Annotated in this window: 16 protein-coding genes and 1 pseudogene; 8 read left to right on the top strand and 9 right to left on the bottom strand. The window is 67.6% G+C overall.

The features are described 5' to 3' along the window. Nucleotides 1-88 precede the first annotated feature (88 nt). Nucleotides 89-1,249, top strand: a complete 1,161-nt coding sequence (locus tag BLW84_RS22575) for an iron-containing alcohol dehydrogenase (protein WP_093268370.1) — start codon at nt 89-91, stop codon at nt 1,247-1,249. Between the two features lie 36 nt (nt 1,250-1,285). Continuing rightward, a complete protein-coding gene (locus tag BLW84_RS22570; protein ID WP_093268367.1) occupies nt 1,286-2,803 on the top strand; it encodes a CoA-acylating methylmalonate-semialdehyde dehydrogenase in 1,518 nt (505 codons plus the stop codon). A gap of 388 nt (nt 2,804-3,191) precedes the next feature. Here BLW84_RS22570 and BLW84_RS22565 read toward each other — a convergent pair whose 3' ends face one another. Further along, entirely contained in the window at nt 3,192-3,947 is a 756-nt protein-coding gene (locus BLW84_RS22565; RefSeq protein ID WP_093268365.1) for a TetR/AcrR family transcriptional regulator, read from the bottom strand. Nucleotides 3,948-4,196: 249 nt separating this feature from the next. Here BLW84_RS22565 and BLW84_RS22560 point away from each other — a divergent pair, with 249 nt between their 5' ends. The 3 genes from BLW84_RS22560 to BLW84_RS22550 all read left to right on the top strand — a co-directional run bounded on the left by BLW84_RS22560 (nt 4,197) and on the right by BLW84_RS22550 (nt 7,879). Then, on the top strand, nt 4,197-5,591 hold the full coding sequence (locus tag BLW84_RS22560; protein ID WP_093268362.1) for an NAD(P)/FAD-dependent oxidoreductase: 1,395 nt from the start codon (nt 4,197-4,199) through the stop codon (nt 5,589-5,591). A gap of 192 nt (nt 5,592-5,783) precedes the next feature. Further along, a complete protein-coding gene (locus BLW84_RS22555) occupies nt 5,784-6,392 on the top strand; it encodes an IS607 family transposase (RefSeq protein WP_093268360.1) in 609 nt (202 codons plus the stop codon). Next, nucleotides 6,389-7,879, top strand: a complete 1,491-nt coding sequence (locus tag BLW84_RS22550) for a zinc ribbon domain-containing protein (RefSeq protein WP_093268357.1) — start codon at nt 6,389-6,391, stop codon at nt 7,877-7,879. Before BLW84_RS22555 ends, BLW84_RS22550 begins: the two co-directional genes overlap by 4 nt. Before the next feature lie 69 nt (nt 7,880-7,948). On the opposite strand, the gene BLW84_RS22545 is transcribed toward BLW84_RS22550, so the two are convergent. From BLW84_RS22545 to BLW84_RS22530, 4 genes are all read right to left on the bottom strand, one after another. After that, nucleotides 7,949-9,637 carry an amidohydrolase gene (locus BLW84_RS22545; RefSeq protein ID WP_093268354.1) on the bottom strand — a complete coding sequence of 563 codons (1,689 nt, stop codon included), beginning with the start codon at nt 9,635-9,637 and terminating at the stop codon, nt 7,949-7,951. 29 nt (nt 9,638-9,666) lie between these two features. Then, nucleotides 9,667-11,181, bottom strand: coding sequence for an APC family permease (locus BLW84_RS22540; protein WP_093268351.1), 1,515 nt, complete (start codon nt 11,179-11,181; stop codon nt 9,667-9,669). Between the two features lie 435 nt (nt 11,182-11,616). Then, complete coding sequence (locus BLW84_RS22535; protein WP_093268349.1) at nt 11,617-11,850, bottom strand: hypothetical protein; 234 nt, start codon at nt 11,848-11,850, stop codon at nt 11,617-11,619. Between the two features lie 364 nt (nt 11,851-12,214). Continuing rightward, the gene (locus BLW84_RS22530; protein WP_093268346.1) at nt 12,215-13,648 is read right to left on the bottom strand and encodes a gamma-aminobutyraldehyde dehydrogenase; all 1,434 of its coding nucleotides are present in this window, start codon (nt 13,646-13,648) and stop codon (nt 12,215-12,217) included. A gap of 218 nt (nt 13,649-13,866) precedes the next feature. Between BLW84_RS22530 and BLW84_RS22525 the strand changes: the two genes are divergently transcribed. Continuing rightward, on the top strand, nt 13,867-15,267 hold the full coding sequence (locus BLW84_RS22525; protein ID WP_093268343.1) for an aspartate aminotransferase family protein: 1,401 nt from the start codon (nt 13,867-13,869) through the stop codon (nt 15,265-15,267). 189 nt (nt 15,268-15,456) lie between these two features. After that, a pseudogene (locus BLW84_RS22520) lies at nt 15,457-15,714 on the top strand (Lrp/AsnC family transcriptional regulator); the annotation flags it as partial. A 171-nt stretch (nt 15,715-15,885) separates the two neighbouring features. Here the strand turns inward: BLW84_RS22520 and BLW84_RS22515 are convergent. Next, nucleotides 15,886-16,554, bottom strand: coding sequence for a response regulator (locus tag BLW84_RS22515; protein ID WP_093268338.1), 669 nt, complete (start codon nt 16,552-16,554; stop codon nt 15,886-15,888). Then, nucleotides 16,551-17,729, bottom strand: coding sequence for a sensor histidine kinase (locus BLW84_RS22510; protein WP_093268336.1), 1,179 nt, complete (start codon nt 17,727-17,729; stop codon nt 16,551-16,553). The genes BLW84_RS22515 and BLW84_RS22510 overlap by 4 nt, the downstream gene beginning before the upstream one ends. 832 nt (nt 17,730-18,561) lie before the next feature. Between BLW84_RS22510 and BLW84_RS22505 the strand changes: the two genes are divergently transcribed. Then, nucleotides 18,562-19,488: a LysR substrate-binding domain-containing protein gene (locus tag BLW84_RS22505; protein ID WP_093268333.1), complete on the top strand. Its 927-nt coding sequence runs from the start codon at nt 18,562-18,564 to the stop codon at nt 19,486-19,488. A gap of 24 nt (nt 19,489-19,512) precedes the next feature. Here BLW84_RS22505 and BLW84_RS22500 read toward each other — a convergent pair whose 3' ends face one another. Both BLW84_RS22500 and BLW84_RS22495 read right to left on the bottom strand, forming a co-directional pair. Next, a complete protein-coding gene (locus tag BLW84_RS22500) occupies nt 19,513-20,508 on the bottom strand; it encodes an amidohydrolase family protein (protein ID WP_093268330.1) in 996 nt (331 codons plus the stop codon). A 2-nt stretch (nt 20,509-20,510) separates the two neighbouring features. Further along, the gene (locus BLW84_RS22495) at nt 20,511-21,032 is read right to left on the bottom strand and encodes a 3-hydroxyanthranilate 3,4-dioxygenase (protein WP_093268328.1); all 522 of its coding nucleotides are present in this window, start codon (nt 21,030-21,032) and stop codon (nt 20,511-20,513) included. Between the last annotated feature and the right edge of the window lie 148 nt (nt 21,033-21,180).

The raw sequence follows: 21,180 nt of genomic DNA, 5'->3' as shown, positions 1-21,180 counted from the left end.
CGCACATCGCCGCGGGTGTCACAGTCGAACAGCCCCGGCCGGAGCACCAAGCCACCCTCCCCTTCCTCCCACCGTTGAGAGGTTCTCCATGGTTGCCAACCTGTCTCTGCCACGGATCATGCGCGTCGGCCGCGGCGCCGCCGACGAGTTGGGCGACGTCATCATGGGACTGGGGCTGAACCGCCCTCTCCTCGTGACGGATGCGTTCCTGGTCGGGACGGGCGCGGCGGAACACCTGAAGGCGACGCTGCTGAAGGCCGGGCTACGCCCGCGGCTGTTTTCCGACACCGTGCCCGACCCGACGACCGACTCCGTGGCCTCGGGCTTGAAGGCGTTGCACGACCACGACGCGGACTCGGTGATCGGGTTCGGGGGCGGCAGCCCGATGGACACCGCCAAGGCCCTCGCCCTGCTCGGCGTGCAGGGCGGTCACATGCGCGAGTACAAGGCGCCGCGCGTCAACCTCGGGCCGGCGCTCCCGGTGATCGCGGTCCCCACCACCGCCGGCAGCGGATCGGAAGCAACCCAGTTCACCGTCATCACCGACAGCACCACGGACGAAAAGATGCTCTGCCTGGGCCCGGCGTTCCTGCCGCTCGCCGCCGTGGTCGACGTCGAACTGACCATGTCGATGCCACCCCGGCTGACCGCCGACACCGGCATCGACGCGCTCACCCACGCCGTCGAGGCGTACGTGAGCCGCAAGGCCAACCCCTTCTCCGACAGCCTCGCCCTCACCGCGATCGGCACCATCGGCCGCCATCTCCGCCACGCCTACGCCGACGGCGGGGACGCCCAGGCCCGCGAGGCCATGATGCTCGCCGCCACCCAGGCCGGCATCGCGTTCTCGAACTCCAGCGTGGCCCTCGTGCACGGCATGAGCCGCCCGATCGGCGCCCACTTCCACGTCGCCCACGGCCTGTCGAACGCCATGCTGTTCCCCGCGGTGACCGCCTTCTCCGTGCAGGCGGCGCCCAGCCGGTACGCCGACTGCGCCCGCTCCCTGGGAGCCGCGGCCACCACGGACAGCGATGCCGTGGCCGCCGACAAGCTCGTCGACGCCCTCCGCAGCCTGTGCCGTGACCTGGAAGTACCCACGCCCCGTAACTACGGCATCGACCAGGACGCCTGGAACCGCCTGACGCCCCTCATGGCCGAGCAGGCGCTTGCTTCCGGCTCGCCTGCCAACAACCCCGTCGTGCCCACCACCGACCAGATCCAGGACCTCTACTCCCGGATCTACGCCTAGAAATGGGTCTGATTCCCAGCCACTCGAGGAGCCGCGATGACCACGACAGCAACCGCCCCCGCACACATTGACCACTACATCGACTGCCGCCTCGACGACCGCGACGCCCAGCACCGCAGCGAGGTGTACAACCCGGCCACCGGCCAGGTGACAGGCCTCGTCGCCCTGGGAACGGCCGCGGACGTGGACGCCACGGTCCGGGCCGCCGCCGAGGCGTTCGAAACCTGGTCCGTCACCCCGCCGCACATCCGCGCCCGCATCCTGTTCCGGTTCCGAGACCTGGTGGAACGCGAGACGGACCGCCTGGCCGCGATCATCACGGCCGAGCACGGCAAGGTGCTCGACGACGCCAAGGGCGAGATCGTCCGCGGGCTCGAAGTCGTCGAGTTCGCCTGCGGCATCCCCCAGCAGCTGAAGGGGGAGTTCTCCGAGAACGTCGCCCGCGCGGTGGACGCGGTGTCCCTGCGCCAGCCACTCGGTGTGGTCGCGGGCATCTCGCCGTTCAACTTCCCCGCCATGGTGCCCATGTGGATGTTCCCCGTCGCGCTCGCCTGCGGGAACACCTTCGTGATGAAGCCGTCGGAGAAGGACCCCACCCTGAGCGTTGAACTCGCCAAGCTGCTCGCCGAGGCCGGACTGCCCAAGGGCGTGTTCAACGTCGTCCACGGCGACAAGACCGCCGTGGACGCGCTCCTCGCGCACGACGACGTCGAGGCGGTCAGCTTCGTCGGCTCGACTCCCATCGCCGAGTACGTCCACAAGACGGCTTCCGCCAACGGCAAGCGGGTCCAGGCGCTCGGCGGCGCCAAGAACCACATGCTCGTCATGCCCGACGCCGACCTCGACCAGACCGTCGCCGCGCTGATGGGAGCCGCCTACGGCTCGGCCGGCGAGCGGTGCATGGCGATCTCGGTCGCCGTCCCCGTCGGTGAGGAGACCGCGAACGCCCTGCGCGAGCGCCTCATCGCGGCCCTCGCCGACCTCAAGGTCGGCCCCGGCACCGAGGACGGAGTCGAGATGGGCCCCCTGGTCACCAAGGCTCACCGGGACAAGGTGGCCGGGTACCTCGACGTGGGCACCGAAGAAGGAGCCGAGCTGGTCGTCGACGGCCGCCAGACCCCGTTCCCCGGGCACGAGGGCGGCTTCTTCATCGGCGGGTCGCTCTTCGACCACGTCACTCCGGACATGCGGATCTACCGCGAGGAGATCTTCGGCCCGGTACTCGCGATGGTGCGCGCCCAATCGTTCACCGAGGCTCTGAAGCTGGTCAACGACCACGAGTTCGGCAACGGCACGGCGATCTTCACCGCCGACGGCAACACCGCCCGCACCTTCCTGGCCAAGGTCAAGGCGGGCATGGTCGGCGTCAACGTACCGATCCCGGTGCCCATGGCCTTCCACTCCTTCGGCGGCTGGAAGCGGTCGCTCTTCGGCGACCACCACGTCCACGGCCCCGAAGGCGTGCGGTTCTACACCCGCTACAAGACCGCCACCACCCGCTGGCCCAACGACAGCCAGGTGCGCGCGGAATTCGCGATGCCGACCCATTCCTGAGGTGCTATCCGATGACGCGCAAGGCCGTTCCGACGCCTTTCCAAGGCGTCGGAACGGCCTTGCTCTCTGCTGCCACTTCAACCGGTTCCCGGCGCGGCGCAGGCTCGCCTCGCCGACGATCGCCAGCGCTCGACCACCAACCCCTGCCCGAAGGCCCGGCGCCGGTTCTCCATGAACCCGCGCCGGGCCCAGTAAGCGCTCACTGATAGCCATGCGTTCGGCGACATATCTTGATGTTTGGCTTGGGGGCAGGCTCGAAGCCTGGAGCTGCGGGCTGAGTTGCGGCGGGAAGCCGCGCGAAGTCCTCGCGCCAGGGAACCCAAAGCTCTGACCGTTGTGCCGGGACCTCACGTACTGTCCGGCAATATCACCCGACAGCCTGGAAATCCTATTTGGACTTCCTGCTGGCACGGTCTGCCGCGCGCATGTTCCCCCTCGGCCGGACCTTGGTGGCCGGGACTTGCGCGGCTATGGCCGAGATCATCAGGTCGACTGCGTTGTCGAACGAACTGCCCGCCATCCTGGGCAGTTCGTGCCGTACCGCGGCGATCGCGGGATAGGTCTCCGCGGGCAGGGCTTGGTAGGCATTCGTCCAGGCTTGCGCGTCCGCTTCGTACTTGTCCTTCGGCAGGGTCAGGGCGGCCACGTCCAGAGCCGCGTGGCCGAGGACCGTGTCGATGAAGGCGTGGTAGTGCTGGACCGCGGTGCGGGCATCGAATCCCGCCCGCAGGAGCAGGGAGACACCGGTTTCGACCGCGCGGAACTCGTTCTCGCGGCGGGTGACGCGGGATGCGACGAGCACGGCCACCCGGGGTTGGGCCTGGTAATTGTCGCGAATCCGGTGCGCCATCTCACGCAGCCCGGCCATCCAGTCGTCGCCGACCTGGAGGCCTTCCACAGCTCGGCCGACCAGGCGGTCCGCGATGGCGAGCAGAAGGTCGTCTGTGTTGTGGAAGTAGCGGTAGATCGCGCTGGGGTCGCAGCCGAGCGCGGCACCCAGGCGGCGGACGCTGAGGGCGTCGGGCCCGTGCTCGTGGCTGAGCCGCAGAGCGCAGTCGATGATCGTGTCGGTGGAGAGCAGCACGCCGCTGCGCGTGCGGCGCCGTCGTTGCCGTTCATGTGCAACTCGCTGCGTGCTCGCCATCAGGACCTCCGGTGCTGGCTCGTGCGGTACTCCAGTATTGGCGTCCCCGCAAAATTACGTCAACACCGTTGACTCGGTGGACCCACCAGCACTCCCGGCTGTCATCGCGTTCCGCGGCGGCGCCTCCGGCCGCGCCTGCCGGCAGCAAATCCGCATCGGCCCACCACCGCCTTATGACAACACCATTGACGTTATCTGTGCCCAGCTGTGTCATGGAGATCCACCGAGCACAGAAGGAGTGCTACCCGCATGGATCCCGTGCGATCCCTCCAAGACGCCAAGCCCGCCCCCTTCTGGCTGGACGACCCCGGACGACCGCAGGCCGCCTCCGCGCTGGTCTCCGACACCTGCTGCGACCTGCTGGTGGTGGGTGGCGGGTACAGCGGCCTGTGGACCGCGTTGCTCGCCAAGGAACGCGACCCCTCGCTGGACGTCGTGCTGATCGAGGGCCGGGAGTCCGGCTGGGCCGCCTCCGGGCGCAACGGCGGCTTCTGCGCGGCCAGCCTCACCCACGGCCTGGGCAACGGCCTGCGGCGCTGGCCGGGCGAGCTCGCCCGGCTGGAACGACTCGGGCGGGAGAACCTGCAGTCCATCGAGGACACCGTCCGGCGCTACGACATCGACTGCGACTGGGAACGCCCCGGCGAACTCGTCGTCGCGACCGAGCCGCACCAGGTCGACGAACTGCACGAGCTCCCCGGGATCGCCGCGCGTTACGGCAGCGAACTGATCGCCCTGGACGCCGAGGCGGTGCGCGCCGAGATCAACTCGCCGACCTTCCTCGGCGCGGTCTGGGACCGGGACGGCGTCGCGATGGCCAACCCGGCCCGCCTCGCCTGGGGACTCAAACAGGCGTGCCTGGACACCGGCGTGCGCCTCTTCGAGCACACCTCTGCCACCGACATCGCCGAGGACGGCGCCCAGGTCGTCGTCCGCACTCCCTACGGCAGCGTACGGGCGCGCCGGGTCGCGCTTGCCACCAACGCCTTCCCCTCCCCGCTCCGCCGCCACCGCCCCTACACCATCCCGGTGTACGACTACGCCCTGATGACCGAGCCCCTGGCCGACGACCGGCTCGCCTCGCTCGGCTGGCGCAACCGGCAGGGCTTTTCCGACAGCGGCAACCAGTTCCACTACGTGCGGCTCTCGGCGGACAACCGGATCCTGTGGGGCGGCTACGAAGCCGTCTACCACTACCGCGGCCGGGTACGCGCCGAGCACGACCAGCGCCCCGAGGTGTTCCGCATCCTGGCCGAGCACTTCTTCCAGACCTTCCCGCAGCTGGAAGGAGTTCGCTTCACCCACGCATGGGGAGGTGCGATCGACACCTGCGCCCGCTTCTCGGTCTTCTTCGACACCGCCTACCACGGCAAGGTCGCCTACGCGGCCGGCTACACCGGGCTCGGTGTCGGCGCGAGCCGCTTCGGCGCGCAGGTGATGCTGGACCTCCTCGCCGGCGAGCAGACCGAGCGCACCGCGTTGGAGATGGTCCGCCGCAAGCCGATGCCCTGGCCGCCGGAACCGATCCGCTCGGCCGGGGTCTCGCTGACCAAGTGGTCCATGGCGCGCGCCGACCGCAACGCCGGTCGCCGCAACCTCTGGCTCCAGACCCTCGACCGGCTCGGCCTCGGCTTCGGCAGCTGAGGATCCGCGACCCGAGGCCGCACAGCGTCACCCGCTGTGCGGCCTCGGCGTCGTCGGCGAGCTGCGCACGAAAGTCCACAGTGGTCATCGCGAGGTCGTGGAGCGAGCCGCGGGCCTTTCCGGTGGACGACTCGCTGAATCGGTCTCGCTACATGTGCGGCATCTTCTGGAAATGTATGGCAATCTTTCCATGTGAAGTTGTCGGAGTACGCGCGTAGGAACTCGGTGACCTACCGGACCGCTTGGAACCGGTACAGGGCCGGGAAGATCGAGGGCGCCTACACCGACGAGCACGGCTTCATCCACGTCCCCGAAGACATCGACGTTGACCTGAGCAGAGCAGCCATCTATGCACGGGTGTCAGACCCGCGTATACGAAAAGACCAGCTGCTCACGCAGGAACAGCGCGTGCAGGACTGGGCCGTGGCTAACGGCTACCAGGTCGTTGAATCGGTGCGCGAGGTCGGCTCTGGGGTGAACGACAAGCGCAAAGCCCTCACCGCGCTGCTCAAGCGGGACACGTGGGGAACGTTGATCGTGGAACACAAGGACCGGTTGACTCGGTTCGGGTTCCGCTGGTTTGAACTGTTCGTCACCGCCCAGGGCCGCCGGATCATCGTCGTGAATGAGGCCGCCGAAGGAACCGACGACCTCATTCACGACCTGGTAGCGATCATCTATTCGTTTTCCGCGCGCCTGTACGGTCAGCGGCGTTCGCAGCGTGCGCAGGAGCTGTCCCGCTTGGCCCGTGAACCGATGGATGTTGAGGAAATAGATGACGTCGGGACCGAGTCGTCATGAGCGGGACGGCATCGCGTGCGTTCCGTCTGCGCAGCAGCTCGCACCGGATCAAGGATGAGCGGGTAGCCGAGATCCTGCCGGTGTGGCAGGCCGGTCTTGGCCGCATGCAGGCTGAGGTTGCTCGCCTCATCTTCACCACCGGCGAGCTCCCTAAGTGGGTGGACGCCAAGGGCTGGGATGGTGGGCTGTCGCAACGCCAGTGGGACTCGGTTCGAGCTCAGTCCATTGCCCAGCACAAATCGTGGTTGGGCAACTGCGAACGCGTCTTCCGTCGGACCGTCGCTGCGTCCGCAATCACCGGTCAGGTGCGTAAGGACTTGTTCTATGTCAACAAGTCCCGCGCCTGGTATCTCCCGGTTGAGGGCGACGGCGTGGCGATCACCAGCAAACGCAGCATCCCCGCTGAGACCATGCGGCTCGCTCGCCGCATCATGAAGCACGTCCGCACCCGGGTTGGTCGGCCGGACATGCGTCGGCTGCGGACGATGGTGATGGATGGCAAGGTCGCCAAGGTCGAAACACCCAACGGTCATCACGGCGACTACTGGGTCCGCATCGCCACCCTCATCGCCGGTAAGCCCGTTGTGATCCCGTTGCACGCGCACCGCGCGTTCCTTGACCGGCTCGCGCAGCCGGGCGCGAAGCTGGCCAACCACTGCCAGGTGCATGTCAACACTGACGGCACGGTGGACTACCGGCTCGTCATCCACACACCCAAAAATCCAGCCCGTACCGGTGGACGTGAGGTAGGTATCGACTGGGGCATGTCCACCCTGTTCGCCACCAGCGACGGGCATCTGCACGGACGCGGATTCCTCGACCGGCTCCGCGCCTACGACGCGCGTCTGCAACCACTCATGGCCGCGTTGCAGCGCAACGGAATCAAACTCCGTGACTCGCGGCGCTATCGGGCGCTGGTGCAGGACGTTCGCGGGTTCATCACCAACGAAGTCAACCGCTGCCTTAACCGCATCATCGCAGACGACTCGATCGACACGCTCGTAATCGAAAAGCTGAATTTCCAGGGCATGGCCCGCGAAGGCCGCCTGTCCAAGCGCATGCGACGCCTGCTGTCCAACACCGGACGCGGCGCCGTCAACACCAAGCTTGCTTCCCTTGCGGAAGACCAAGGGGTCGCCACTGTTGAGGTCAACCCCGCGCACACCAGCCGGGAATGCACCGGCTGCGGCTACACCAGCAAGACCAACCGCACAACCCAAACCAAGTTCCGGTGCGGGTTCTGCGGTAAGACCGTTCACGCCGACATCGGTGGTGCCCGCACGGTACTGGGACGTTCCCAGAACAGCAGGCATTGGACCGACCGGAACCGTGGACAAATCCTGACCATGCTCGACGAGGAATTCCGGTCCCGGTGGGGCTTGGGGTTCGCCGACGTGGATCAGCGACGCAACACCAGGGGGTCACGAGTCGCCCCCACGTCGGCTACCCCAGCGACGCAAGCAAACGCGTTCCCACGCTCAGCGTGACTCTTCGAAACCAGCAGACGAGGAACGCGGCCCGGCTACGGGTAGCCGAGCCGCGTGGTGGACCCGCCGTCAGCTCAGGATGTCGTGGACCACCGCGCCTCCCGCCACGGTCAGCAGCACCCGGGCATCCGCCAGGGGTGCCTTGTCCGCGGTGACGAAGCCCGGGGCACAGATGTCCGTGTCGAGCAGGGCGAGGTCAGCGCGGCGACCGACCTCGACCGCGCCGCCGTGGGCATCGTGGTTGACGAAGGCGGACCCGGCCGTGAAGGCGTCGAGGGCATCGTCGAGGGTGAGCCGCTGGCTGGGCAGGAACGGGGCGTTGCCGCGGTTCTCCGGGTCGATCCGGGTGACCGCGACCTCCATCTGATCCAAGGGGTTCGCCGTCGTCACCGCCCAGTCGCTGCCCATCGCCAGCCGCGCCCCCGAGGCCAGCAGGTCCGCGAACGGGTACTGCATCGCCGCACGCTCCGGCCCCAGCACCGGGACGGTCAGCTCGTCCATCTGCGGTTCGCTCTGGGCCCAGTACGTCTGGCAGTTGGCGACGACGTCCAGCTCCGCGAAACGCCTGACGTCCTGCGGCTGCACCACTTGGATGTGGGCGATGTGGTGCCTGCGGTCGGACGGGCCGTTGGCCGTGCGAGCCGCTTCGACGGCATCCAGCGCGTTGCGCACGGCGTGGTCCCCGATGGCATGCATGTGGACCTGGAAGCCCGCCGCGTCCAGTTCGGTGAGAGCTGCGGCGAGCAACTCTGGGTCGATGAAGTTGATCCCGCGGTTGTCGGTGTGACCGCCGCAGCCGTCGCAGTAGGGCTCCAGCAGGGCGCCGGTGCGGTTCTCCAGCACCCCGTCGGTCATGATCTTGACGGTCCGCGGGTGGAAACCCGAACCCGGTCCGCCGCTCGGGGAAACGCCGGCCTTCGACCCGAGCTCACGGCGTGCCAGCAGCTCCGGGATCTGCTCCAGACCCTGGTGCCGCTCCCACCACAGCGCCCCGACCACACGGGCGGTCAACCGCCCGTCAGCGGCCAGCACCTGGTACGCCTCCTGGGTCTCGGGACTGACCCAGGCGTCCTGCCAGCCGGTGATCCCCAGCGAGTGCAGGTACGCCTGGGCGTCCAGGATGGCCGCCTCCCACTCGGCCCGGGTGGGCGCCGGTATGAGTTCGTCGTTCACGCGGTAGGCGGCTCCCTCGTGCAGGGTGCCGGTGGGCTCGCCGGTGGCGGGGTCCCGCTCGATCCGGCCGTCGGCGGGGTCGGCGGTGTCCCGGTCGATCCCGGCGACCTGCAGGGCCCGGGAGTTCACCCACGCCCCGTGGACGTCCCGGTTGAACAGGAAGACCGGCCGGTCCGGCACGATCGCGTCCAGGTCCTCCTTCCGCGGTGTGCCGCCGGGAAAGTGCTCCATCGACCAGCCGCCGCCGAGGATCCACGGTTCCGCGGGATGCGCCCGGGCGTACTCGGCGATCGCGTCGAGGTAGGCGTGGCGCCCGGTCAGGTCGTACAACCACAGCCGCCGACGCTCGCGTCCCGCGAACGGAGCGTGGACATGGCTGTCCTGGAAGCCAGGGACGACCAACCCGCCCCTGGCTGAGACGACCCGGGTGCGGCGGCCGGCCAGGTCGAGCACGTCGGATTCGTCGCCGATCGCGGCGATGATCCCGTCCCGGACCGCCACGGCACCGGCCCAACGGCCGGAGCCGAGCCTGATCCGGGCTCCGGTCAGGACGAGGTCTGCGTGGCGGTCGGTCGCCGTTGTCATCGTGGGAATTTCCTTCCGTGTTGGAGTTTTCAGTGCTGCGGTGGATCGACGCGTTCCGCGCCGGGGATGAAGTACGGCGACTTGCGCACGTACTTCTTCCACATGCCCATCGGGATTCCCAGCACGAGAATCACGACGGGCAGCAGGGTCAGGAACCGCCCGTTGGCGGCGTCGAAGGCGAAGCTGTCGGTGCTGGTCCAGTTCAAGTACGCGAGGTAGCCGCCGAGCCCGGCGAGCACGAGGCCCGACAACAGCGGAACGATGACCGCGGTGACGAGCATGCGCAGGTTGCCGAGGGCGCGGCGGAAGAAGAGCACGGCAGACGCGATTCCGGTGAGCGCGTAGTAGAACGAGACGAGGATGCCCACCGCGGTCACCGATCCGACGATGATCGTGTTGACCGTCCCGAGTCCCAGCGAGACGAAGGCGAGTACGCCCGAGATCAGCGTGATGACGGCGGTTCCGTGAGCCGGCGTCGCCCGCCTGGGGTGCAGCTTCGCCCAGACAGGTCCCAGCACCCCATCCCGTCCCATCGCCAGCGCCCCACGCGCCGCCCCGATGAGGACGGACTGGATGCAGGACACGATGCACAGGAACAGCACCCCGGTCGCCACGGCCGCGCCCACCGGCCCCGCGAGCTTGCCGCCGAGGTAGGGCAGCGCGGAGGCCCCGTGCTCCACGAGTTCTTCCGGCGTGGTCGCCTTCTGGAACGAGACGGAGGCGAACAGGAACAGCGCGAGCACGATCAGCAGCGTGGTGAAGCCGGCTCTGGACGAGGTGCGCCGGCCCACGGTCTCCTCCGTGACCGCGAAGGCGGCCTCCCAACCCCAGTACATGTAGACCGACAGCACCAAGCCCGTCGCCAGCACCGATGGCGAAGGGAAGACGGCCGGGGAGAACCAGGACCAGCTGAACTCCGCCTCCGCCCCGTCCAGTAGCGCCCAACCGCAGAAGAAGGCCACGGTGCCGGCCTCGACGACGACGAGCACCTTCTGGTATTTCGCGCAGATGTCGACACCGCACACCGCGAGCCACGCCAGACCGGCCAGCAACGCCACACCCGCGACGGTCGCCACGAGCTGGTACGAGCCGGGGCGCAGGGCCCCGACGCCGTCGACTCCGAAGGCGACCAGGGTCTGCAGGCCGTAGTCCCCGGCGAGCGGAGCCGCATAGGCGAGGAAGATGATGTTGGAGGCCATCAGCAGCCAGCCGATGAGGTATCCCCACCAGGGACCGAGCACCTTGCCGACCCACACGTACGCGGTACCGCAGTTGCGGTCGTACTCGTTGAGTTTGGCGAAGGCGAACGCGATACCGGCGATCGGCAGGAACGCGAGCAGGAACGCAGCCGGCAGCCCGGCGACGCCGATGGCCGCGCCGATGGTGCCGAGGCCGACGCCGATCGACACGACCGGGCTGACGTTCGACAGGGTGATGGCGATGCCATCGGCGACGCCGAGGATCTTGGGCAGGGCAATCGATTTCGGGGCGGCCGATTCCGGAGCGGTTGGGCCGCCAGGGTGCCTGGGCGAGGACGTGGACATCACGTGACTCCTGGCAGGTGTGGGGATGGCAACAGGCGTGTTGCGCGGTGCCCGACATCACACCTGACCCTGACATCCGCGTCAACGGTGTTGACATAAGACGCGAATCTTCCGCGACCGCCAGAAGCACCTGATGACAAAGAGGAGCGGCGCGGCGCAGACCGATCCGGAAGCCGTTGGCTGGGGCCAGAACTGCATCCGCAGGACTGCCGCGGAATCGATGAGACCTTCGGATGCATCGGAGGCTTCTCGACCGTCACATATCGGCCGCATCGACCGAAAATGCAAGCCCCGCTCGTCGGGTGGCCACAGCGCGCTCGACGCGCGGGGAGGTCGCCCGGCACCCGTGACGGCGGTGATCTTTGCCAGCGCGGCGGCCAGGTCGGGCTCGGACACCAGACCGAGTGCACCGGAGCACCAACTGATCCACTGTGGTCACGACGGAGGCGGAGCGCCCAACAGCCAGGGATTCGCGAAGATCGCGAGGAAGGAGGACGCCTCCGCCCAGCTGTGGGCGAGCTGCGGCGGCACGGAGACCAGTTCGCCGAAGGCGTTGAACACGACATCCGTCGACACACCGCCTGCATTGTGCGAGGCGAGGGTGCCGACGAGACGCTCGGAGGCGAGCAGGTTGTCCTCGTAGTAGGTGAAGGCGCGGGTGCGTCCCATCGCGTCGGTTAGGCCGTCGTCCTCGGCGCATCAGTGCCGACGGCGCCGTCCACTGTGGTCTCTTTGACCGTGCGGTCGGCGTTGCAGACGTGCGTGGTCCGCCGTTGGTGCTGCTGTCCGCACCGCATCGGCCACAACGGGCTCGACGACTTCGGTCAGACGAGAGACGTCGTCGTAGCCGAAGGTCGTGGTCACGCCGTCCGGGGCCGTCTTCGAGATTACCGTCTCGCTGCTCCTACGACCCGCGGTTCGCTCGCCGACTTCCCGCGTGTGTGGGGCCAACGCCGGCGGAACCGTCTCGCCGGATACCGGCCGATCACCGGACAAGCCGTCGCACTCATCGGCCGCTGGGCCGCCAGCGGGGTCAGCTCAGGCTCGACATGACGTGCTTGATGCGCGTGTAGTCCTCCAGGCCGTACATCGACAGGTCCTTGCCGTAGCCGGACTGCTTGAACCCGCCGTGCGGCATCTCCGCGACCACCGGGATGTGCGTGTTCTGCCAGACCGTGCCGAAGTCGAGTTCCAGGGCAGCACGCATCGCGCGGCCGTGGTCGGCTGTCCAGACCGAGGAGGCCAGGCCGTACCGGACGTCGTTGGCCTTGTCGAACGCGTCCTGCTCACCCGAGAACGACTGGACGGTGATCACCGGCCCGAACAGCTCCTCCTGCACGATCTCGTCCTCCTGCCGAACGCCGGAGACCACCGTGGGCGCGTAGAAGAACCCGCGATCCCCGACCCGTGAACCTCCGCAATGGACAGTTGCATAGCCGGGCAGCCGGTCCACGAACCCCGACACCTTCTCCAAGTGCGCGGCGTTGTTGAGCGGGCCGTACAGCACATCGGTGTCCTCCGGCGGCCCGGTCCGCGTGTTGCGTGCCTGTTCGGCCAGTGCCGCGACGAACTCGTCGTGCAGACCGTCCTGAACCAGCACCCGGGTCGCCGCGGTGCAGTCCTGACCGGCGTTGAAGAACCCGGCGGCCGCGATTCCTCCGGCCGCGGCAGCCACGTCGGCGTCATCGAAGACCAGCACCGGCGCTTTCCCGCCCAGTTCCAGGTGGAGGCGTTTGAGGTCTCGGGCCGCGGACCCGGCCACCTCCATGCCAGCCCGCACCGATCCGGTGATCGAGGCCATCGCCGGAACCGCGTGCTCGACGAGCCGGCGTCCGGTGTCCCGGTCGCCGGTGACCACGTTGAACACCCCGGCGGGCAGGTGTTCGGCGGCGATCTCGGCCAGCAGGAGCGTGCTGGCGGGTGTCGTCTCGGACGGTTTGAGGACGACGGTGTTTCCAGCGGCCAGCGCGGGGGCGATCTTCCAGATCGCCATCAGCAGCGGGTAGTTCCACGGGGTGACCTGTGCGCACACCCCGACGGGTTCGCGGCGTACGTACGAGGTGTGGCCGGCCATGTATTCGCCCGCGGCACGCCCTTCGAGCACTCGTGCGGCTCCGGCGAAGAAGCGGAGGTGGTCCAGGACCATGGTCATTTCTTCGGAGTGCATGACCGCCACGGGCTTGCCGGTGTTCTCGCACTCCACGCGGACGATCTCGTCCGCCCGCGCCTCGATGTCATCGGCGATGCGGTTCAACGCGATTTGACGCTGCGCGGGAGTGGTCCGCCGCCAGTCCCGGAATGCCTTGGCCGCGGCTGCCATCGCGTTGTCCACATCGATCGCGCCGGACAGCGCTTGTGCGACGTAGGGATCGCCGGTGCAAGGGTTGATCACGTCGAGGGTCCGGCCGTCCGCTGCTGGAACCCTGCGGCCGCCGATGAAGTTGTCGAGCGTTCGCCCACTGGACACGAGACACCTCTTCTACCTAGCAAGACAACTGAATCAGTTGACCAACATGCTCTCTTGCTATGGTTTCCATCGTCAAGTCGTGATCATACGAGTTTTTTCGTTGTACACTCGTCCGTGGCCTACGGAGTCGTCCCTCCAGCGGGACGCCCGTGCGAACGGTCGTCGCTGCGCAGGATTCACCTGAGCCAGCCCGCATCCACCAGAACGTGAGGTTGACCATGACCGCGACGGAGAGGCCCGCCGCACCGCAGAGCACGCCCACCCGCCCCCTCGGCGACCGGGCACGCGACCACCTGTGGCTGCACTTCGCGCAGCACGCCAGCTTCGCCGACAGCGACATCCCCGTGATCGTCCGCGGCGAGGGCACTCATGTGTACGACGACCGCGGGAAGCGGTACTTCGACGGGCTGGCGGGCCTGTTCGCCGTTCAGGTGGGCCACGGCCGGGAGGAGCTGGCCCAGGCCGCCGCCGAGCAGACCAGGCGGCTGGCCTACTTTCCCCTGTGGTCGCACGCCCATCCCAGCGCGGTCGAGCTCGCAGAACGCATCGCCGTGCAGGCTCCCGGCGACTTGAACCGGGTGTTCTTCACCAGCGGCGGGGGCGAAGCGGTGGAAACCGCGTGGAAACTCGCCAAGCAGTACTTCAAGAAGACCGGGAAACCCAACAAGCACAAGGTGATCAGCCGATCGCTGGCCTACCACGGCACCTCGCAGGGAGCACTGTCGATCACCGGGATCCCAGGCGCCAAGCAGGACTTCGAGCCGCTGGTGCCCAGTGCGATCAAGGTGCCCAACACCAACTTCTACCGCGCACCGGAGCACGCCGATGACTACCAGGCGTTCGGGCGGTGGGCCGCCGACCAGATCGCCGCGGCCATCGAGATGGAAGGCCCGGACACCGTCGCGGCGGTTTTCCTGGAGCCGCTGCAGAACACCGGCGGCTGCTTCCCACCGCCCCCGGGGTACTGGCAGCGGGTCCGCGAGATCTGCGACGCCTACGACGTCCTGCTGGTCTCCGACGAGGTGATCTGCGCGTTCGGGCGGCTCGGCTACGACTTCGGGGCCCAGCGCTACGGCTACCAGCCCGACATCATCACGGTCGCCAAGGGGCTGACGTCCGGCTACGCACCGCTGGGCGCGATGATCGCAGACGAGCGCCTGATGCAGCCTTTCCTGGCCGACGGCAGCAGCTTCGCCCACGGCTCCACCTACGGCGGCCACCCGGTGTCCTGCGCGGTCGCGATGGCCAACCTGGACATCGTGGAGTCGGAGGATCTTTACGGTCACGTGCGGGCGAACGAGCAGGCTTTCCGCGCCACGCTGGATAAACTGCTCGACCTGCCGATCGTCGGTGACGTGCGCGGGCAGGGCTACTTCTACGGGATCGAGCTGGTCAAGGACAAGGCCACCAAGGAGACCTTCAGCGCCGACGAGGCTGAGCGCGTCCTGCGCGGCTTCGTCTCGCCCGCACTGTTCGACAACGGGTTGTACTGCCGGTCCGACGACCGAGCCGAACCCGTCATTCAGCTGTGCCCGCCACTGATCTCCACGCAGCAGGACTTCGATGAAATGGAGCAGATCCTGCGCTCGGTGCTCACCGACGCCTGGACCAAGCTCTAAACGCGAGGAGCCTGCAATCGGCGACCGCTCACTCAAGCCGAAGTGCAGTGGTTGCACGTTCCCGCGGTGGAAGGACTTGCACGCCCGGCGCCGGCCAAGGCGAACTGGAACATCTCGTGGAGCTCCAGTGTCGGCGTGGCCGGCACCGGCAAGTCGTGAGTGTCGAGCTTGCAACCTGAACGATCAACGATGACGATACGTTGCTGTGACGCCAAAACCATTGACGGGGAGCAAGAGTTCTCCGGCAGCACGGCGAAAACGCCCGTCGTGGTGGACGATCTGTCGAAGCAGATCATCGAGCAACTGCAGCAGGACGGACGTCGCTCGTACGCCGCGATCGGCAAGGCGGTGGGACTGTCGGAAGCGGCCGTGCGCCAGCGGGTCCAACGCCTGCTGGACTCCGGCCTGATTCAGATCGTGGCGGTCACCGACCCGCTGCAACTCGGCTTCCTGTCGGCTCCGCCCCGATTGCTTGATCAAGTCACCGAACAGCTCGAGCCGCTCAACATACGACGACACGATCGACTGAGTGGCATCCTCCACGAGTACCAACGCGCAGCATGAACTGCACGGATGCGGTTTTCGGCAAGGGCACGGTCAGGTGATGTGGCGTTCCCCTTAGACCAGCCCGTGTTCGTGGGCGAAGACGACGATCTGCACTCGGTCGCGTAGACCCAGTTTTCGCAGGATGGCGCCGACGTGGGTCTTCACGGTGGACTCGCTGGCGAAGATGAGGCCGGCGATATCGGCGTTGAAGTGGCCCTTTGCGACGGCGAGGAATGCTTGCTGTTCTTTTTCGGTCAGGCTGCTGTAGGCCGCTGGCGCAGGTGCGCGGGTGCGGAATTGGCCGTCGAGCAGTGTGGAGAGGTCGTGCGGCGCGAGCACGGCGTTGCCGGTGTAGACGGTCCGAATCGCGTCACACAGCATCGCCGGGGTGGTGTCTTTGAGCAGGAATCCGCTGGCGCCGTAGCGAATCGCGGTCGCGGCCCGGTCGTCGAGGTTGAAGGTGGTCAGTACCAGCACTCGCAGCGGTCTGGTACGCCGGCTGGCGCGTTCAGGGGAAAACAGCTGCCGGGTCGCCTCGACCCCGTCCATCTCCGGCATCCGGATGTCCATCAGCACGACGTCCGGCTCGAGTTCCTCGACACGGTTGAGTGCCTCGAACCCGTCGCCCGCCTGCCCGGCGACCCGCAGTCCCGGCGCAGCGTCGATGATCACCGCGAGGCCGGCGCGGAAGAGCTCCTGGTCGTCGGACAGGAGCACTCGGATCTCGTCGGTGTCGCTCACGGGGACAGCGTACGTACGGGGACCCAGGCGGTTGCGGTGAAGGTGGCCGCAGGGACCTCGTCGTGGACGTTCTCGGGGATCTGGCGGCGTATGTCGAGTCGGCCGCCGACCGACTCCAGCCGTCGCCGCATCCCGGCGAGTCCGTGGCCACCGTGGCGGGTCTCGGTGTCGTTCTCGCCGGTGATGGTGTTGACGGTCTCGATCCGTAGTTCCTCCGCCCACCGCAGTCCGACGGCGATCGGCGTATCGCGGCTTCCGTGCCGCATCGCGTTGGTGAGCATCTCCTGCAACACCCGATAGGCGACCGTGGCCAGTTCGGGGGGCAGTGGCCGGGCGGTCCCGGTCTCGTCGAAGGTGATCTCGTGGCCGCTCGCGCGAGCCCTCTCGACCAAGTTGCGCAGCTCGCCCGGGACGGGGTCGGATGGTTTGGTCGAGGTGAGGACCTGGCGGACGTCCTGCAGAGAGGAGCGGGCCAGGTTTGCGATATTGGTCATCGAGAGCCGCAGTGCGGAGGTATCCGCGTTGTCGACGAATTGGGCGGATTCGGCCTGCGCCAGGATGACGGCTAGCGAGTGCCCGACCACGTCGTGCACGTCTCGGGCGAGCTGAGCCTGCTCCTCGCGCAGCCGCGCGATTTCCTTGGCCTGCTCGCTGTCGCGGTGCGCTCGCGCGGCGTCTTCCTCGGCTGCACGCTGGGACACCACAGACTGGGCCGCACGGTCGGAGAGGCGACGCAGCGCCAGCCCGGCCATCCAGGAGACACCGAAGAGGGCCGCAACGAAGACCCCGCCGTACCTGCCCACCGACACCGCCACCGGCACCGCGACCGCGGGAACCGACCCGATGCCCGCCACCATGGTCACGGTGCTGCCCCAGCGGGAAGTCCCGTACACCACCGCCGCCGCCAATGCCAGCTGCACCAACAGCACCGGGGCGCTCATGACGACCTGGTATCCGCCGATCAACCAGGCCAGGGCCAGGGCAACACCGGGCCACCGCCGACCGAGACCAACCGCCACCGCGGTGCCGGCGACGATGGGGACGATCGTGCCGCGATTAGGGAATATGTCGTAGTGGGCGCTGATCAGTGCCTCGACGGCCCCTGCGATCAGCACGACCAGCGCTGCCGCCCCCTCGGGGATCCAGACACGCCAGCCGGCACGGATGGCACTCACCTGACCTCCTGGACCCACATCCGGGCTTGGCCGTCGCGCGCACTCGTGTGGCTCGGGACCATCTCCTACGGCGCCTACCTCTGGGACTACCCGATAACTCTGTGGCTGCGCGCCTATCTCCCCGGCATCGGCGGCCTGCTCGCCATCGCACCGACGATCATCGTCGCGGCACTAAGCCGACGATATATCGAAAAGCCATTCGAACGACGGCGCGCACCCGCAGCGGCATCCCCACCCCCACCCCAGCGAAACCTCTGACTCGGCGTGTTCCCGCCCCGGGTGGAGCGGGAACACGCCACAACCACCCACAGCGATCGCCGACCAGAATCGCTGCCGATCCTCACGCCGTGCCACCGAAGGACGACCGGGCGAACGCATCGGAGCCCTGCCCGTCGCAGCCGCTGCCCAACCCCGTGATCGAGGTGTTGCGGCGATCAGTTGAATCTGCCCAGTACACATCGGCTGAGTTTTCCCGTTTCTGCAAGGACAATAGCGTTCGTACCAGCGTCGGTCGCACTGGTTCACGCCTTCAGCTTGATCGGCATCCCAGCCGCGGCCGGCGTGGTGAACTCGTGTTGACCACTGCGGCGCTGTCTTCCTGCAACAGCGGTATTTACCCGACTTCCCAAGCCCGGTCTACTTCACGATATGACGTCCAAAGAGGACGAATCGGGTTGGCGTTGACCGGGCAAGGCGGTTTCCGGCCCGAGCCGCGACGGAACCCTTGACGCATAGCCTTTCAGGCATACATAGTCGACGCATTCGTCGACTCCGGGCATTGCGCGGCAGGCGGCGCCGCCACCGATCCCGAATGCCTCCGGTAGGACTTCTGATGGACTTGCCCCGACTCCTCGACGGCCGACTCAAGCTTCGACACCTCGTCCTCATGGACGCTCTGAGCAAGCAGCGGAGCGTGGTGGGTGCGGCGGCCTCGCTGCACGTTACGCAACCGGTGGCGACCAGGAGTCTGCACGAACTCGAGGAGATCCTCGGGGTGCAGCTCTACGAGCGGGGCCCGCGGGGCGTGACGCCGACCGTGTACGGCGAGGCGTTCACCGAGCACGCCCGCGCTGTGCTCGCCCAACTCAACCAGGCCAGCCGCCACGTCGGCGAGCTTGCCGACGCAGCCCGGGGCACGGTGGTCGTCGGCACCCATCTGGCCGGATCGAACGTGCTGCTGCCAGCGGCGATCGCCAGGCTGAAAGCAGAACGGCCGCTGCTCACCGTCGTGGTGCGAGAGGGCACCCCGGAGAGCCTGCTGATCGAGCTCGAAGCCGGGCGGATCGACCTGATAATCGGGCGCCTGACCGCGCCGAGCAGCGAATCGGTGACCCGCACGCCGCTCTACCACGAGTCGGTCCAACTCGTCGTCCGCGCGGAGCACCCGCTCGCCGCCAAGCGCGAACTGGGCCTGGGTGAGCTGTTGGACTACCCGTGGATCCTGCCGGGAGTCGAGACGGCCCTGCGCCGCGAACTGGAGGAGTTCTTCACCAGGCACGGCGTGCCCCTGCCAGAGAACCGCGTCGAGTGCACCTCGTTCCTCACCGTGCGCCACCTGCTGCTCGAAACCGATGTCATCGCCGCCCTGCCGACGCTGATCCCGCGCGAGGACATGCGGCTGACCACCCTGCCGGTCACGCTGGAGCACGTCGGCCACAGCGTGGGGATCACCCTCTCGGCCGGACGGCGGCTGAGTCCGTCCGGCCTCGCGTTGGTGACGGAACTGCGCAGCGTGTCGGCGACCATGGCCGACAAGTAGGCCCCACCCCTGCGATTGCGTCGGCTAGGAAATCCCGAGGAATCGCTCGGCGTTCTGCCTGACGATCCGTTCCCGCGCCGCGTCGTCGAGGAACGCGCTCTTGCGCACGACGTCCCCCACCGGGCGCTCGCCCAGTGGGTACGGGTAGTCGCTGCCCACCATGACCCCGTCCGCGCCCAGCGTGTCGACCAGCAACCGCAGCGCGCGCTCGTCGAACACCACCGAATCGACGGAGAACCGGTCCAGGTAGTGCGTCGGCGGGAATTCCGACGTGCCGATGATGTCGTTGCGGCCGTGCCAGGCGTTCTCCATCCGGCCGAGCCAGAACGCGAAGGACCCGCCGCCGTGCGCGAAGCAGATCTTCAGGCTGTCGTCGATCCTGTCGAAGACGCCGCCGAGGATCAACGCGAGGATGGACAGGTGCGTCTCGGCGGGCATCGCCGTGAGCCATTGCGCCATCCAGCGGTCCAGCCGCGGCGAGCTGGCCATATCCCACGGGTGCACGAACACTGGAACGTTCAACGAGGCGCAGTGCTGCAGGAACGTGACGACGCCTTCGCTGTCCAGGTCGAGATCGCCGACGTGGTTGCCGATCTCGACGCCGCGGTGCCCGTTCGCCACGGAGCGTTCCAGTTCCCTGCAGGCCGCGTCGGTGTCCTGCAGGGGAACTTGGCAGAACGGGATGAGCCGGTCAGGCGCGGGCGCGACGATGTCCAGGGCCAGGTCGTTGAAGATGCGGGAGATCTTCGCGGCTTGCGCACCGGTGCGGCCGTAGTTGAAGAACGCCGGGGTCGGAGAGACCACTTGCGCCTGCACGCCGTCGGCGTCCATGTCGGCCAGCCTCCTCCCGGCATCCCAGCAGTCGGACTGGATCCGGCGGAACTCCTTGGTCCCCATCATGATCACCGCCTCGGACTCCGATTCGACCTTCAGCCAGGGCGCAACCGGGCCGGCTTCGGTCGTCAGATCCGGCCACCCGTTCGGGACGTAGTGGCTGTGCACATCGATGATGCCGTCCACGATCAGCCCTTACCCGGGTGCAGCGCGCCGCACTTCTGGCAGGTCCGCGCCGTCTCGTCAGCGTAGAACTCGGCGAACACCGGAGGCAGGTCCTCGACGATGTCCCGGACCTGCAACTCGATCTCGTGGAGCAACGAGTCGCATTCGAGGCAGTACCACTGGAAGCGTTCGAGCGTTCCTTCCTCCCGAACCCGTTCGATGACCAGTCCGATCGAGTCCGGGTCGGGCCGCTGCGGCGAGTGCGGGACGTTTCCAGGAAGCAGCCAGGTCTCGCCCTCCCGGATGTGCACCGTCTCCTTCCCGTCCTCGGTCATGACATCGACGTGCATGTCGCCCCTGACCTGGAAGAACCATTCCTCGTACGGGTCGAAGTGGTAATCCGTCCGCTGGTTCGGGCCGCCGACGATCTGAACGATGAAGTCGTTCCCGAGCGCCATCGTGCGGTTGTTCACCGGCGGCTTGAGCAGGTGTTCGTGCTCAGTGATCCACTCTTGGAAGTTGATGGTCCGCGGCAGTCTCGTCATAGCGATCTCTCCTCATCGAGCCTTTTTCAACCTGGTCAGCCCGCAGCCGCGAGCCGCAAAGCTGCACGTCGATGGGGTACCGCATGCGCCGCAGGCGCATACCCCACCTGTTCCGCTACCCGCACCGCCACGCAAATCGAGGTTGGAA

Source organism: Saccharopolyspora shandongensis (genome assembly GCF_900106995.1).
Taxonomy (GTDB): domain Bacteria; phylum Actinomycetota; class Actinomycetes; order Mycobacteriales; family Pseudonocardiaceae; genus Saccharopolyspora; species Saccharopolyspora shandongensis.
The sequence above is the reverse complement of the archived record's forward strand: the minus strand, read 5'-3'. Positions and strand labels throughout refer to the sequence as shown.

Coding starts and splice junctions, on each gene's coding strand:
- BLW84_RS22575 (WP_093268370.1), top strand. CDS start 89: ATGGTTGCCAACCTGTCTCTGCCACGGATCATGCGCGTCGGCCGCGGC.
- BLW84_RS22495 (WP_093268328.1), bottom strand. CDS start 21,032: ATGACGAGACTGCCGCGGACCATCAACTTCCAAGAGTGGATCACTGAG.
- BLW84_RS22535 (WP_093268349.1), bottom strand. CDS start 11,850: ATGGGACGCACCCGCGCCTTCACCTACTACGAGGACAACCTGCTCGCC.
- BLW84_RS22550 (WP_093268357.1), top strand. CDS start 6,389: ATGAGCGGGACGGCATCGCGTGCGTTCCGTCTGCGCAGCAGCTCGCAC.
- BLW84_RS22545 (WP_093268354.1), bottom strand. CDS start 9,637: ATGACAACGGCGACCGACCGCCACGCAGACCTCGTCCTGACCGGAGCC.
- BLW84_RS22540 (WP_093268351.1), bottom strand. CDS start 11,181: ATGTCCACGTCCTCGCCCAGGCACCCTGGCGGCCCAACCGCTCCGGAA.
- BLW84_RS22560 (WP_093268362.1), top strand. CDS start 4,197: ATGGATCCCGTGCGATCCCTCCAAGACGCCAAGCCCGCCCCCTTCTGG.
- BLW84_RS22565 (WP_093268365.1), bottom strand. CDS start 3,947: ATGGCGAGCACGCAGCGAGTTGCACATGAACGGCAACGACGGCGCCGC.
- BLW84_RS22525 (WP_093268343.1), top strand. CDS start 13,867: ATGACCGCGACGGAGAGGCCCGCCGCACCGCAGAGCACGCCCACCCGC.
- BLW84_RS22505 (WP_093268333.1), top strand. CDS start 18,562: ATGGACTTGCCCCGACTCCTCGACGGCCGACTCAAGCTTCGACACCTC.
- BLW84_RS22570 (WP_093268367.1), top strand. CDS start 1,286: ATGACCACGACAGCAACCGCCCCCGCACACATTGACCACTACATCGAC.